This window comes from Arthrobacter sp. MDT2-16 (assembly GCF_054510925.1).
Genome location: NZ_JBTNDP010000002.1, coordinates 98,430 through 111,798 on the forward strand (window position 1 = coordinate 98,430; position 13,369 = coordinate 111,798).

General features: G+C 70.5%; 11 protein-coding genes. 8 read left to right on the forward strand and 3 right to left on the reverse strand.

Annotated elements, in window-relative coordinates:
• Positions 1–261: 261 nt before the first annotated feature.
• Positions 262–1,146 carry a phosphoserine phosphatase SerB gene (gene serB / locus ACX80N_RS05045; protein WP_459338549.1) on the reverse strand — a complete coding sequence of 295 codons (885 nt, stop codon included), beginning with the start codon at positions 1,144–1,146 and terminating at the stop codon, positions 262–264.
• A 197-nt stretch (positions 1,147–1,343) separates the two neighbouring features.
• Here serB and ACX80N_RS05050 point away from each other — a divergent pair, with 197 nt between their 5' ends.
• The 4 genes from ACX80N_RS05050 to ACX80N_RS05065 all read left to right on the forward strand — a co-directional run bounded on the left by ACX80N_RS05050 (position 1,344) and on the right by ACX80N_RS05065 (position 4,630).
• Entirely contained in the window at positions 1,344–2,126 is a 783-nt protein-coding gene (locus ACX80N_RS05050) for an ABC transporter ATP-binding protein (protein ID WP_105030661.1), read from the forward strand.
• A gap of 79 nt (positions 2,127–2,205) precedes the next feature.
• The gene (locus tag ACX80N_RS05055; RefSeq protein ID WP_459338550.1) at positions 2,206–3,045 is read left to right on the forward strand and encodes a TrmH family RNA methyltransferase; all 840 of its coding nucleotides are present in this window, start codon (positions 2,206–2,208) and stop codon (positions 3,043–3,045) included.
• A gap of 101 nt (positions 3,046–3,146) precedes the next feature.
• Positions 3,147–3,404 (forward strand): type B 50S ribosomal protein L31, encoded by a 258-nt coding sequence (locus ACX80N_RS05060; protein ID WP_105030659.1) that lies wholly within the window; start codon positions 3,147–3,149, stop codon positions 3,402–3,404.
• A 149-nt stretch (positions 3,405–3,553) separates the two neighbouring features.
• Entirely contained in the window at positions 3,554–4,630 is a 1,077-nt protein-coding gene (locus tag ACX80N_RS05065) for a lipoate--protein ligase family protein (protein WP_459338551.1), read from the forward strand.
• Here ACX80N_RS05065 and pepN read toward each other — a convergent pair.
• Entirely contained in the window at positions 4,615–7,236 is a 2,622-nt protein-coding gene (gene pepN, locus ACX80N_RS05070) for an aminopeptidase N (protein WP_459338552.1), read from the reverse strand. The two genes, ACX80N_RS05065 and pepN, sit on opposite strands and share 16 nt — an antisense overlap.
• A 105-nt stretch (positions 7,237–7,341) precedes the next feature.
• Between pepN and ACX80N_RS05075 the strand changes: the two genes are divergently transcribed.
• The 3 genes from ACX80N_RS05075 to ACX80N_RS05085 are packed head-to-tail and all read left to right on the forward strand — an operon-like array spanning position 7,342 to position 10,718.
• The gene (locus tag ACX80N_RS05075) at positions 7,342–8,907 is read left to right on the forward strand and encodes a circularly permuted type 2 ATP-grasp protein (RefSeq protein WP_459338553.1); all 1,566 of its coding nucleotides are present in this window, start codon (positions 7,342–7,344) and stop codon (positions 8,905–8,907) included.
• Between the two features lie 36 nt (positions 8,908–8,943).
• A complete protein-coding gene (locus tag ACX80N_RS05080) occupies positions 8,944–9,870 on the forward strand; it encodes an alpha-E domain-containing protein (RefSeq protein WP_459338554.1) in 927 nt (308 codons plus the stop codon).
• Positions 9,867–10,718, forward strand: a complete 852-nt coding sequence (locus tag ACX80N_RS05085; protein ID WP_105030654.1) for a transglutaminase family protein — start codon at positions 9,867–9,869, stop codon at positions 10,716–10,718. The genes ACX80N_RS05080 and ACX80N_RS05085 overlap by 4 nt, the downstream gene beginning before the upstream one ends.
• Before the next feature lie 75 nt (positions 10,719–10,793).
• On the opposite strand, the gene glgC is transcribed toward ACX80N_RS05085, so the two are convergent.
• A complete protein-coding gene (gene glgC / locus ACX80N_RS05090; RefSeq protein ID WP_105030653.1) occupies positions 10,794–12,038 on the reverse strand; it encodes a glucose-1-phosphate adenylyltransferase in 1,245 nt (414 codons plus the stop codon).
• 133 nt (positions 12,039–12,171) lie between these two features.
• Between glgC and glgA the strand changes: the two genes are divergently transcribed.
• Positions 12,172–13,365, forward strand: coding sequence for a glycogen synthase (glgA, locus tag ACX80N_RS05095; protein ID WP_459338555.1), 1,194 nt, complete (start codon positions 12,172–12,174; stop codon positions 13,363–13,365).
• The last annotated feature ends 4 nt before the right edge of the window (positions 13,366–13,369 follow it).

The window sequence follows — 13,369 nt, forward strand, 5'->3', positions numbered from 1 at the left end:
CCTGACCGACCGCCTGGCGCCGCTCCGGCACCGCTGTGTGGTCTACCGGCGACGCCCGGGCACGTGGGGCACCCGGCAGCGGCACCGCCCTCCGTGGACTGCCATCGTGTCACCGGGAGGCGGGCACGCGAGGGCCGAGATTTCTCTGGGCACGGGAGGCCAGGTGTGGTGGCGGAGGGCGGGCTCCCCGCTCCCGGCGTGCGCCGGCGAAAGGCCGGACGGCATCGGGCACGTCGAGCGGACCGGACGCACCGGGGTCCGTCACAGGCAGGCGAAATGCCGGACGACGTCCAGGTCGGGGAGGTCGAGCGCGGCATCGGCGGCCGCACGGACGGCCGGTTTCGCCCGGAAGGCGACCCCGAGTCCTGCAGCCGCGAGCATGTCGAGGTCGTTCGCGCCGTCGCCGACGGCGACCGTCGCCGCGAGTGGCACGCCCGCGCGGCCGGCCTCCGCCCGGAGCACCCGTTCCTTCTCGCGGCGGTCGACGACGGCGCCCATCACCTTCCCGGTGAGCACCCCGGCCTCCACGCCGAGATCGTTCGCCCTGGCGAAGCTGAGGCACAGGCGCTCGGCGAGGGGCGCCAGGACCTGGGAGAAGCCGCCCGACACCACACCGACCCGGTGTCCCGCGTCGAGGTACGCGGCGACGAGCTGCTCCGCGCCGTCGCTCAGCTCGATCCGCGCGACGACGTCGTCGATCACCGCCACCGGCAGTCCGCCCAGCGCACGGACGCGGTGGTGCAGGGACTGCGCGAAGTCGAGGTCGCCGCGCATCGCGGCCTCCGTCACGGCCGCCACCTCGGCCTCGCGGCCGGCGTGGGCGGCGAGCAGTTCGATGACCTCCTGCTTGATGAGCGTCGAGTCGACGTCCATGACGAGCAGCTTCGGGCCGGGTGCGTACACGGCCTCCGGGACCAGGGCCGCGCCGAGGCCGCTCTCCGCGGTCCACCGCCCGAGGCCCGCCCGGACCTGCGCCGCATCGGACCGGAGGCGGATATCGAGCGTCAGGACGTCATAGGTCGCGGACGCCGCGGAGGAGGCCGCCACCACGTCGGCGCCCAGGCCCTGCAGGGCGGCAGCGAGGGCTTCGCGGTGTCCGTCGTCGAGGTGCTGCGCATAAGCGACCACCCTGGCGTTGTCCGGCATGTGTCCTGCGCTCCTGTCCACTCCGCCCGCCCCGGGGGACGCGTCGGCTCGTCCTCGTCCACTCGTCCCCGCCGGCTCGTCCCTGGACGCCGGCCGAGGGAGCCTGCGCGACGGCCGGCCCGAGGGCGACGACGGCCCGGCCCGCACGGCCGGGCGGTTTCGCCACGGGGCCGCTCCTTAGCCTAGTGTCTAGGACCATGTGGAACGTTCTGGAGCTGGCGGGAGTGAGCCTCGTCAGGGGCGGCAAGACACTCCTCGATGACATCAACTGGCAGGTCGGCGAGGGTGAGCGCTGGGTGGTCATGGGCCCCAACGGGGCGGGCAAGACAACCCTCCTCCAGCTCGCGGGAGCGCGGCTGCATCCCACCCGCGGCGTTGTCGGGATCCTCGACGAGGTCATGGGCGCTGTCGACGTGTTCGAGCTGCGCCCGCGGATCGGGCTCGCCTCTGCGGCCCTGGCCTCCCAGGTCCCGGACCACGAGACCGTGCTGAACGTCGTCGTCACGGCGTCCTACGGCGTGACCGGGCGGTGGCGGGAGCAGTACGAGCGGCTCGACGAGCGCCGCGCCTTCCGCCTGCTCGACACCTGGGGCATGTCCCGCTTCATGAACCGGCCGTTCGGCACCCTCAGCGAGGGGGAGCGCAAGCGCGTGCAGATCGCCCGTGCCCTCATGGCCGACCCCGAGCTGCTGCTCCTGGACGAACCCGCCGCCGGTCTCGACCTCGCCGGCCGCGAGGACCTCGTGAAGCGGCTGACGGACCTGGCCCGTGACGAGGCAGCCCCGGCCATGGTGCTCGTCACGCACCACCTCGAGGAGGTCCCGCCGGGCTTCACGCATGCGCTGCTCCTGCGCGACGGGGCCGTCGTCGCCGCCGGTCCGATCGAGGGCGTCCTGACCGAGGAGAACCTGAGCGCCGCCTTCGACGTCGCACTGAAGGTCACCGAGGAGAACGGCCGGTACAGCGCGGTCGCCGCGTGAGCCCTGCCGAGAGCCCGGCCGGCAGCCCTGCCGCTCGCTCCGTCTCCAGTGCGCATCCCGCGGTGGCGAGCGTCCGCTGATGCCGGTCATCGACCTTGACACCGTGGACGATCACCGGCTGGGCGACTACCGGAATCTCACGGACGTGCAGCTGCGCCTCGCGCGGGAGCCCGCCGAGGGCCTCTACATCGCCGAGAGCTCCAAGGTGCTGCGCCGCGCGCTCGATGCGGGCCATACACCGCGGTCCTTTCTACTTGCACCCAAATGGCTGCCGGACCTCGAGGACGTCCTTGCCCGGTTCCCGACCGTCCCTGCGTTCGTGGCGCCCGAGAGCACCCTCGAGGCGATCACGGGCTTCCACCTCCACCGCGGAGCGCTCGCCGCGATGCACCGGCCCGCGCCGCTCCCGCTGGAGGACGTCCTCGCCGGTGCCCGGCGCGTCGCGGTGATCGAGGACATGGTGGACCATACCAATCTGGGGGCCGTGTTCCGCTCCGCGGCCGCCCTCGGGATCGACGCCGTCCTTCTCAGCCCCCGTAGCGCCGATCCGCTCTACCGGCGGGCGGTCCGCGTCAGCATGGGCAGCGTCTTCCAGGTGCCGTGGGTACGGCTGGGGTCGTGGCCGGCGGATCTCGCCACCGTCCGTGACGCCGACTTCACCGTCGCAGCCCTGGCCCTGGTACCCGGCGCCGTCGCGCTCGGGACGTTCCCCGGGCGGGAGCAGGAACGGCTCGCCCTGCTGCTCGGCACCGAGGGTGACGGCCTGAGCGACGCCGCGCTCGCCGGGGCCGACGTCGCCCTGACCATCCCCATGCACGGGGGCGTGGACTCGCTGAACGTCGCAGCGGCGGCCGCGGTCGCGTTCTGGGAGTGCCGGTACGAGGACGCCGCAGCAGCGGTGGTGGACGCCGTCGTTTAGCGGCGGCACGGCTCCTGCGGTAGTATGGACAGCTGGCGCTGTCGCCACACTTTCAATTTTCCGTGCCTGGCAAAATCCAGGCCACCAGAGAAGGTAGTCCCGTGAAGTCTGATATCCACCCCAAGTACCAGTCGGTCGTGTTCCGCGACCTGGCCTCCGACAAGGCGTTCCTGACCAAGTCCACGGTCGGCTCGCCCAAGACCATCGAGTGGGAAGACGGCAACACCTACCCCCTCATCGAGGTCGAGATCTCCTCGGAGTCGCACCCGTTCTACACGGGCAAGCAGCGCATCATGGACTCCGCCGGCCGCGTCGAGCGCTTCAACGCCCGCTTCAAGGGCTTCGGCGGCAAGAAGTAGTCCAGCTCCGGACTGGACGCCCGGGCGAGAGTCCGTATCCTTCCGAGGAAAAGCCACGCCGCCACGGCGTGGCTTTTCCCGCTTAAGACGGCACGAACCGCGATCCACCACACCAGTGCCCGGCAGCGGGCGGAACCGGAGGTCCAGGAATGGCACAGGCATCGTACACGGGGCGCCTGCACGGCGAGTTCAAGACCCCCGGCGGCAAGCTCACCGCCGTCGACCTCACGGTCAGCGACGGCTGCCTCGCCGACGTCTCGGTCAACGGTGACTTCTTCCTCGAACCGGACGAGGCGCTGCTCGACATCAACGCGGCGCTCGAGGGACTCCCCGCCGACACGGCACCCGGGGAACTCGCCGCGGCCGTGGCGGCGCGCCTCGACCCGTCGGCCGTCCTGTTCGGGTTCTCACCGGAGGCGATCGCCACGGCGGTCCGCCGGGCCCTCGGCAGGGCCACGGGCTTCGCCGACCACCAGTGGGAGATCATCCCGCCCACCCCGCTGTCCACCGCGATGCACGTGGCGATGGACGAGGTCCTCACGCACGACGTCGGCACCGGCGCCCGCAACCCCACCCTCCGCTTCTGGGAGTGGCAGTCACCCTCCGTGGTGATCGGCAGCTTCCAGTCCATGCGCAACGAGGTGGACCCCGAGGGCGCCGCCCGGCACGGTGTCACCGTGGTGCGCAGGATTAGCGGCGGGGGCGCCATGTTCATGGAGCACGGCAACGCCATCACCTATTCCCTCTACGTCCCGCAGTCCCTCGTGGACGGAATGAGCTTCGCGGACTCCTACCCGTTCCTCGACGCCTGGGTCATGGAGGCACTGCAGGAGCTCGGCATCACGGCCTGGTACCAGCCGCTCAACGACATCGCCACCGACCTGGGCAAGATCGGCGGGGCTGCACAGAAGCGGCTGGCCAACGGCGGCATGCTCCACCACGTGACCATGAGCTACGACATCGACGCCGACAAGATGCTCGAGGTGCTGCGCATCGGCAAGGAGAAGATGTCCGACAAGGGCACGAGGAGCGCGAAGAAGCGCGTCGACCCGCTGCGCCGCCAGACGGGCAGGACACGCGAGGAGATCATCGAAGTCCTGATCTCCACGTTCCGCCGGCGCTACGGTGCGGTGGACGCCACCCTGAGCGATGACGAACTACGCCGCGCCGAGGAGCTCGTGGAGCGCAAGTTCGGCACGGAGGACTGGCTCTACCGCGTGCCCTGAGCCTGCGACCGCAGCGACCGCAGCAGGTGATCGCGCTCCTCGACGATGATCCGGCGCAGCGCGGCCGGGGCATCGGCATGCGCAGCGAGCCACCGGTCCGTCCGCACGACGACGGCGTGCCGGGCGGGATCCCCGTCGGGTGAGCCGTCGAGGTCCTGGTGACCCGGATAGAGCCCCCGGACGATCCTGCCGGCCATCTCGATCCCGCGCGTCGCCCACACCCCGCGGATCGCCTCGAAGTAGGGCTCCTCGTACCGCCCCAGCAGCTGGCGGGGACCGATCATGAACCCCTCGATGGCGGCGCCGAGCAGTTCGTTGGACAGCCTCTCGCCGTGGACCGCCTCCTGCCAGGTGGCCTCCTTGATGGTGGCGTCGGGGATCGCGGCCGATGCCAGCGTGAAGCCCACGCGGCCTGACGCCGTCGCGTCCGTCGTCCGCTCGGCCTCCAGTTCCCCGGGGCGCACGCACTGCTGCGCGGCGAGCCCCTGCAGGAAGAACCAGCGCAGCTCGGCGTCGAGGCGCAGGCCCGCGATCTCCTCGTCGCCGTCGAGCACCGACCGTACGACGCCGGCCGCGCCGGTCGAGGTGCGGGCGGCCGACGCGAGGGCCCGCGCCCACGCGAGCTGCAGATCGGACCCGGCCCCGGCCGCCCGAAGTCCGTCGGCCAGAAAACCGCTCAGACGGTCGCGCAGCGCGCCCCGCCGCTCCGCGGGTGCGAGACTCTCGACGGCGGTGCGCGCATTGCCGAGCAGGACCTGCAGCACACCCACACCCGTCTCGGCCGGTGCGGCGAGCATCACGGCGTCGAGGTAGGAGTCCACCGGCAGCACTGCGTCCCGGGTACCGGACCACAGCGCCGTGAGGCACGTGGCCCGCGCCAGGGGGTCCTGGAGGCGGTGGACCGAGGTCAGGAGCGTCGACAGGGAATGCTCGTCGAAGGAGAGCTTCGCGTAGGTGAGGTCGTCGTCGTTGACCAGCAGGAGGTCCGGCTGCGCCACCCCGGAGAGTGCGGGCACCGACGTCCGCCCGCCCTCGACGGTCACCGCTTCGGACGCCGTGCGGACCAGCCACCCGGCGTCGTCGAAGCTGTACAGGCCCACGCGGATCGTATGGGGCCGGGGCTCGTCCCTACCCGTGACGGGATCGACGGCCTCCTGGACGATCGTCACCTCCGCGAGGACACCGTCCTTGGCGGTCACCTCCGCGCGCAGCGACGGTACGCCCGAGGTCTCCAGCCATGATCGTGACCACCCGGCGAGGTCCTGACCGGTCGCGGCGGCGAGCACGTCGAGGAGGTCGGTGAGCGTCGTGTTCCCGTACGCGTGCTTCCGGAAGTACTGCCGCGTGGCGGCGGTGAATGCGTCGCGGCCCACGAAGGCCACGAGCTGCTTCAGCACCGAGGCGCCCTTGGCGTAGGTGATCCCGTCGAAGTTCTGCTTCGCGGCCTCGAGGTCCGGGATGTCGGCGACGATCGGGTGCGTCGTCGGGAGCTGGTCCTGCACGTAGGCCCAGGACTTCCGGCGGTTCGCGAAGCTGACCCACGAGGTCTCCCAGCGGGTGGCCTCGGCGACCGCGAGGGCGCCCATGTAGTCGGCGAAGGACTCCTTGAGCCAGAGGTCGTCCCACCAGGACATCGTCACGAGATCGCCGAACCACATGTGCGCCATCTCGTGCAGGATCGTGTTGGCGCGTGCCTCGCGCTGCGCCTCGGTGGCGGCGGACCGGAACACGTAGCTCTCGGTGAAGGTCACGAGGCCGGGGTTCTCCATGGCGCCGAGGTTGTACTCGGGCACGAACGCCTGGTCGTACTTGCCGAAGGGGTAGGGGTAGTCGAAGAGGTCATGGAAGAAGTCCAGACCGCGCCGCGTGGTGTCGAAAATCTCCGGGGCGTCGAAGGACGGCGCCAGGGAGCGCCGGCAGTACAGCGCGAGCGGGATCTCGAGTCCCTCGGCCGCCGTCCCGTCCCGGCCCGTCCAGGAACCGGTCTCCCGGTGGTAGGGGCCGGCCAGCACCGTGGTGATGTACGTCGAGATGCGCTGCGTCGGCGCGAAGGTCCACCGGCGGGTCCCGCCGTCCGCACCCTCGACCGGAGCCGCCGCCACCTCGGCGCCGTTGGAGGCCACGGTCCAGTCCGCGGGTGCGAGGACGCCGAAGGAGAACGACGCCTTCAGGTCCGGCTGTTCGAAGCAGGCGAAGACACGGCGGGCGTCGGCCGGCTCGTACTGCGTGTAGAGGTAGGTCTCCCCGTCCGCGGGGTCCTCGAACCGGTGCAGACCCTCACCGCTGAAACTGAAGCGCGCCCGTCCCTCCACCGTCACGGTGTTGCGGGCGGCGAGGCCGTGCAGCGTGACGCGGGCGCCGTCGCTCGCGGTGGCGGGGTCGAGTGTCCGCCCGTTCAGCTCCAGCGCCGTGACGTCGCCGATGAAGTCGAGGAACACCGAGCCGCCCGGCTCCCGGCAGGAGAACACCACGGTGGTGGTGCTGCGGTAGGTGCGCGCCGCGGGGTCCTTCGCGTCGCTCAGATCCAGCTCGACGGCGTAGCTCTCGGTCTCCAGCAGGGCCGATCGGGTGGCTGCCTCGTCCCGCGAGAGGTTCTCGTTCTCCATCCGGCCATTCAACCATTCGGGCGTGCCGTTTCCGGCGTGTTAACAGCGCGTGTACCGGTGTGTGCTGATGTGTACCGAGGGGTGATCCATGGCACTGTAGTCCCCATGTCCGAGCTCTTCGCTGACTATGCAGCCGCCGCACGCAAGACGCCCGCCTTCGACGAGATGTTCGACGCCGGCCAGTTGCCACGCACCGAGTACGGCCAGGTGGCGTCCGCGCTGGATGCCCTGAACCTCGCCGACGTGACCGCCCGCGCCGACTCCATGGCCCGCACCTTCCTCGACCGCGGCGTCACGTTCGACTTCGCGGGGGAGGAGCGCCCGTTCCCGCTGGACATCGTCCCCCGCGTGATCGCCGGCAGCGACTGGGACACGCTCGAACGTGGGGTGGCCCAGCGCGTGAAGGCCCTCGAGGCGTTCCTCAACGACGTCTACGACAGGATGACCGTCGTGGCCGACGGCGTCATCCCGCGCCGCCTGATCACCTCCAGTGCGCACTTCCACCGTGAGGTCGCCGGCTTCACGCCCGCGGGCGGCGTGCGGGTGCACATCTCCGGGATCGACGTCGTCCGGGACCAGCAGGGGACGTTCCGGGTCCTCGAGGACAACGTCCGCGTCCCCAGCGGCGTCAGCTACGTCCTCGAGAACCGCCGCGCCATGGCCAAGGGCCTGCCCGAGGCCTTCGGCCAGCAGCACATCCGCCCCGTCGAGGAGTACCCCCGCCGCCTGCTGGCCGCACTGCGGAAGACCGCACCCCCCGGCGTCGAGGATCCCACGGTCGTGGTTCTGACGCCCGGCGTGTTCAACTCCGCGTACTTCGAGCACACCCTGCTCGCCGGCCTGATGGGCGTCGAACTCGTCGAGGGCCGGGACCTGATCGTCCGCGGCAACCGCGTCTACATGCGCACCACGGCGGGGGAGCAGCGCGTCGACGTCATCTACAAGCGCATCGACGACGAGTTCCTCGACCCGCTGCAGTTCCGTGCGGACTCGGTGCTCGGGTGCCCTGGGATCGTCAACGCGGCACGCGCCGGCATGGTCACCATCGCCAACGCCGTGGGCAACGGCGTCGCCGACGACAAGCTCGTCTACACGTACGTGCCCGACCTCATCCGCTACTACCTCGGCGAGGACCCGATCATCGCGAACGTGGACACCTACCGGCTCGAGGACGCCCCCGCCCGCGAGGAGGTCCTCGACCGCCTCGACGAGCTGGTCGTGAAACCCGTGGACGGCTCCGGCGGCAAGGGCCTCGTGATCGGCCCGGACGCCACGAAGGCAGAACTCGCCACCCTGCGGGCGAAGATCTTCGAGGACCCGCGCGGCTGGATCGCGCAGCCCGTCCTCCAGCTCTCCACCGTCCCAACGATGTCCGGCGGCCAGTTCAGCCCCCGGCATGTGGACCTGCGCCCCTTCGCCGTGAACGACGGCGAGGACGTGTGGGTGCTGCCCGGCGGCCTGACGCGCGTCGCCATGAAGGAGGGCTCGCTGATCGTGAACTCCAGCCAGGGCGGCGGATCCAAGGACACGTGGGTGGTCGACGGCGAGGTCCGCGGGCCGGCGCGGGGCGCCCTCCAGGACGAACGCCCCGCCGCGGTGCGCGCGCGCACGAGTGTGTGGCCCATCGAGACGAACTGGCAGGACAAGCAGTCCGAGCAGCAGCAGCAGTGACGACCCCCACCACAGACCTCCCGAAAGGCGGAACCCATGCTCAGCCGCATCGCTGAATCGCTGTTCTGGATCGGCCGCTACGTCGAGCGGGCCGACGGCACGGCGCGTATCCTCGACGTGCACCTCGAACGGCTCAACCAGATGCCCCTGCCGCAGCAGCGCGAGACGTCCCGGCAGCTGCTCGGCGTCATGGGCAGCAGGCCCGAGAAGGAGGACAGCGACCTCTCCGACCTCCTGCAGGCCCTGGCCTACGACCGCTCCAGCGCGACGTCGATCGCCGGTGCCCTCGGTGCGGCGCGCGAGAACGCCCGACGCGCCCGCGAGACGGTCTCCAGCAGCGTCTGGGAGTCCCTGAACACCACCTGGTACGGCCTGACCCAGCACCGCAAGGACGTCGTCGGGACGTACCGGTTCTGCCACTGGGTGGTGGAGCGCACCGCGATGGTGCGCGGGCTCTCGGACACCACCATGAGCCACGACGAGTCGTGGCAGTTCCTCGTCCTCGGGCGCAGCCTGGAGCGCGCCGACATGACGGCCCGGATGCTCTCCACCCATGACGTGCACGCCGCGGGTCTCTCCTGGGTCAACATGCTGCGGTGTGCGGGCGCGTACGAGTCGTTCCTGCGCACGCGCAGGGCCTCCTTCGGCGACCAGCAGGCGGCCGAGTTCCTGCTGCTGGACCGTCTGTTCCCGCGTTCGATCGTCTATGCTCTCAGCGACGCCGAGACGTGCCTTACCCAGCTCAACCCGGCCTACCAGCGCGTCGGCTTCATCAACGACGCGAGCCGGATCGTCGGCCAGGCCAGGACGTTCCTCGAGTTCCACCAGACACGGGACCTGATGTCCGAACTGCCCGAGCACATGGACCGCATCCAGAAGGCCTGCGCCCGTGCCTCGGACGCGGTCTCCCGTACGTACTTCTCCCAGGCCGACGAGCTGGCCTGGGTCGGAGAGATGTCATGACACGCCTGCTGATCGAGCACCGCACCGGCTACGACTACCTCCGGCGCGTCTCCCTGTCGTACAACGAGGCCCGGATGACGCCGCTCACCGATCCGCAGCAGGTGGTCCTGGAATCCACGCTGAAGGTCAGCCCCTCGAGCGCGGCCGTCGCGACCTACCGCGACTACTGGGGCACCCGCGTGACGTCCTTCGACGTCCACGTGCCGCACGAGCACCTGGAGGTGACGGCCGTCTCCACCGTCGAGGTGAGCCGGACCGAGCGCGTGCCCGGCGAGGACGAGATCATGTCCTGGCAGGATCTGGCCTCGCCGGCGCTCACGGACGGGTTCGCGGACTGGCTGAGCCAGACCGCCCTCAGCGAGCCCGGGGAGGAGGTCCGGGAACTCGTCGCCGACGCCGTGAAGGGCCTCAACCCCCACGAGGCCGCTCGCGCCGTCTTCGACTGGCTGCGGACGCAGATGGACTACGTGCAGGGGGCCACCGGTGTGCAGACCAATGCGCGGGACGCCTGGGAGGAACGGAAGGGCGTCTGCCAGGACCTCGCGCACGTGGCGATCGGAGCCCTGCGGAGCCTCGGCATCCCCGCCCGGTACATCTCCGGATACCTGCACCCGAGGCGGAGCGCCGGCATCGGCGAGACCGTCGCAGGCCAGTCGCACGCCTGGGTGGAGTGGTACGACGGCGAGTGGCGGGGCTGGGATCCGACCAACAGCGGACCGGTGAGCGATTTCCACGTCTCCGTGGCCCGCGGGCGGGACTACCGGGACGTCTCCCCGCTCAAGGGCATCCTGTCCGGCGGTGGAGGCTCCACCCTCAACGTGACGGTGGCGATCACGCGGGTCGCCTAGGGCCCTGCCTGCATATATGAGAAAGGCCCGGCGAATCGCCGGGCCTTCCTCTTGTATGGAGCGGGATCGCCCCGGTCAGGCCGGCGTGACCAGTTGGCCCTTGCTCACGATCGTCAACCCGGACTCGGTCACCGAAAAGCCGCGCCGGCGGTCGAGCTCGGCGTCCACGCCGATCTGCACACCTGCCGGGATCCGCACGTTCTTGTCGACGATGGCCCGGCGCACCACCGCACCGGAGCCCACGGTGACCTTGTCCAGGAGGACGCTGCCGGTCACCTCGGCCGCCTCGTCGATGAACACGTCCGTCGCGAGGATGGAACTCTGGACAGCGCCGCCGGAGACCACGACGCCCGCGGACACGATCGAGTCGTGGGCCTCGCCCGACCGCCCCGAGGAGCTACGGACGAACTTCGCCGGTGGTGAGACGCTCTGCCGTGTGTAGATGGGCCACTGCAGGTTGTAGAGGTTGAACAGCGGCAGGGGCGAGATGAGATCCATGTTCGCGTCGTAGTACGAGTCCATGGTGCCGACGTCACGCCAGTACTGGCGGTCGCGGTCGGTGGCCCCGGGGATGTCGTTCGTCGTGAAGTCGTACACCGCGGCGTCGTTGCGCTCCACGAAGTAGGGGATGATGTCCCCTCCCATGTCGTGCTTGGTGTCGAGCCGCGCGGCGTCGTCCTCGAGGGCCTTCACGAGGGCCTCCGTCGTGAACACGTAGTTACCCATGGACGCGAGGAAGCTGTCGGGGTCGTCGGGCAGGCCGGGCGTCGTCGCCGGCTTCTCGACGAACGCGGCGATCCGGCCGGGATCGTCCTGCGCCGTCTCGATCACGCCGAACTGGTCCACGAGGTTCATGGGCTGGCGCACGGCGGCGACGCTGACGGACGCGCCGCTCTTCACGTGGGCGTCCACCATCTGCTCGAAGTCCATGCGGTACACGTGGTCCGCGCCGATCACGACGACGATGTCCGGCTGGGCGTCGTGGATCAGATTCAGCGACTGGTAGATCGCATTCGCGCTGCCGAGGAACCAGCTCTTGCCCCGGCGCTGCTGCGCCGGCACGGAGGCGATGTAGTTCTGCAGCTGCGTGGACATCCTCCACGTCTCGGAGATGTGCCGGTCGAGGCTGTGGGACTTGTACTGGGTCAGCACCACGATCTGCAGGTAGCCGGAGTTGACGAGGTTCGACAGCGCGAAGTCGATGAGCCGGTAACTCCCCGCGAACGGCACGGCCGGCTTGGCCCTGTCCGCGGTCAGCGGCATCAGCCGCTTGCCCTCCCCGCCCGCCAACACGACGGCTAGTACTTTCTTCGGTGCCACTTCTGACCCCCCGCTCTTCCTCGAGTGTTCTGCGTGCCCGGGCGGCGGCCGGCCAGGGGCCGGTCCATGCCTCCGGAAGCCTTCCGGTCTCCTCACACTAGAGGACTCCGACGCACTGCACTACGTTGGGGTGGTGCGAATAGACATTGTGACCAAGGAGTTCCCGCCCGAGATCTACGGTGGAGCGGGGGTGCACGTCGCCGAGCTGAGCCGGGTCCTCGCGCCGCAGGTGGACCTGCGGGTCCACGCGTTCGGCGCGCCCCGCCCGGAGGACTACCACGGCGCCACGGTGCTCTCCTACGGAGTCCCGGAAGGCCTGACGGGCGCCAACGCGGCCGTGCAGACCCTGGGCACAGACCTGCAGATCCTCGGCGGGGTGGCGGGCGCGGACCTGGTGCACTCGCATACCTGGTACGCCAACATGGCGGGCCACCTGGCCTCGCTCCTGCACGGCATCCCGCATGTGCTCAGCGCCCACAGCCTCGAGCCGCTGCGCCCCTGGAAGGCCGAGCAGCTCGGCGGAGGCTACGCGCTCTCGTCCTGGGTGGAGAAGACCTCCTACGAGGCGGCGGCCGCCGTGATCGCCGTCTCCGCCGGCATGCGGGCGGACATCCTGCGCAGCTACCCCGACGTCGACCCCGGCAAGGTACACGTGGTCCACAACGGCATCGACGTCTCCCTGTGGGCGCGCGACGAGGACGACGACGCCCTGCGCGCCCACGGCATCGACCCCGACCGGCCCAGCGTGGTCTTCGTGGGGCGCAACACCCGGCAGAAGGGTGTGCCCTACCTCCTGCGGGCGGCCGCGCACCTGCCCGCCGACGTCCAACTGGTCCTCTGCCTGGGCGCCGCGGACACCCCCGAGCTGGCCGCCGAGAGCGAGGTGCTCATCTCGGACCTGCGGGAGCGGCGGGGCTCCGTGGTCCTCATCGAGCAGATGCTGCCGCGGCGCGAGGTCATCCAGATCCTCAGCCACGCCACGGTCTTCGCCTGCCCGTCCATCTACGAACCCCTGGGCATCGTGAACCTCGAGGCGATGGCCTGCGGTGCCGCCGTCGTCGCCTCCGCGACCGGCGGGATCCCCGAGGTCATCGACGACGGAGTGACCGGCACCCTCGTGCCCCTGGAGCAGGTGCAGGACGGCACGGGCACCCCGCTCGATCCCGAGAGGTTCGTGACCGACTTCGCGGCGGCCCTGAACGCCCTCGTCGCCGATCCGGCCCGGGCCAGCGCCATGGGCGAGGCCGGGCGGCAGCGGGCGGAGCAGCACTTCGGCTGGGACTCCATCGCGGAGACGACGCTCGGGGTGTACCGCAGCGTCCTCTGACTCG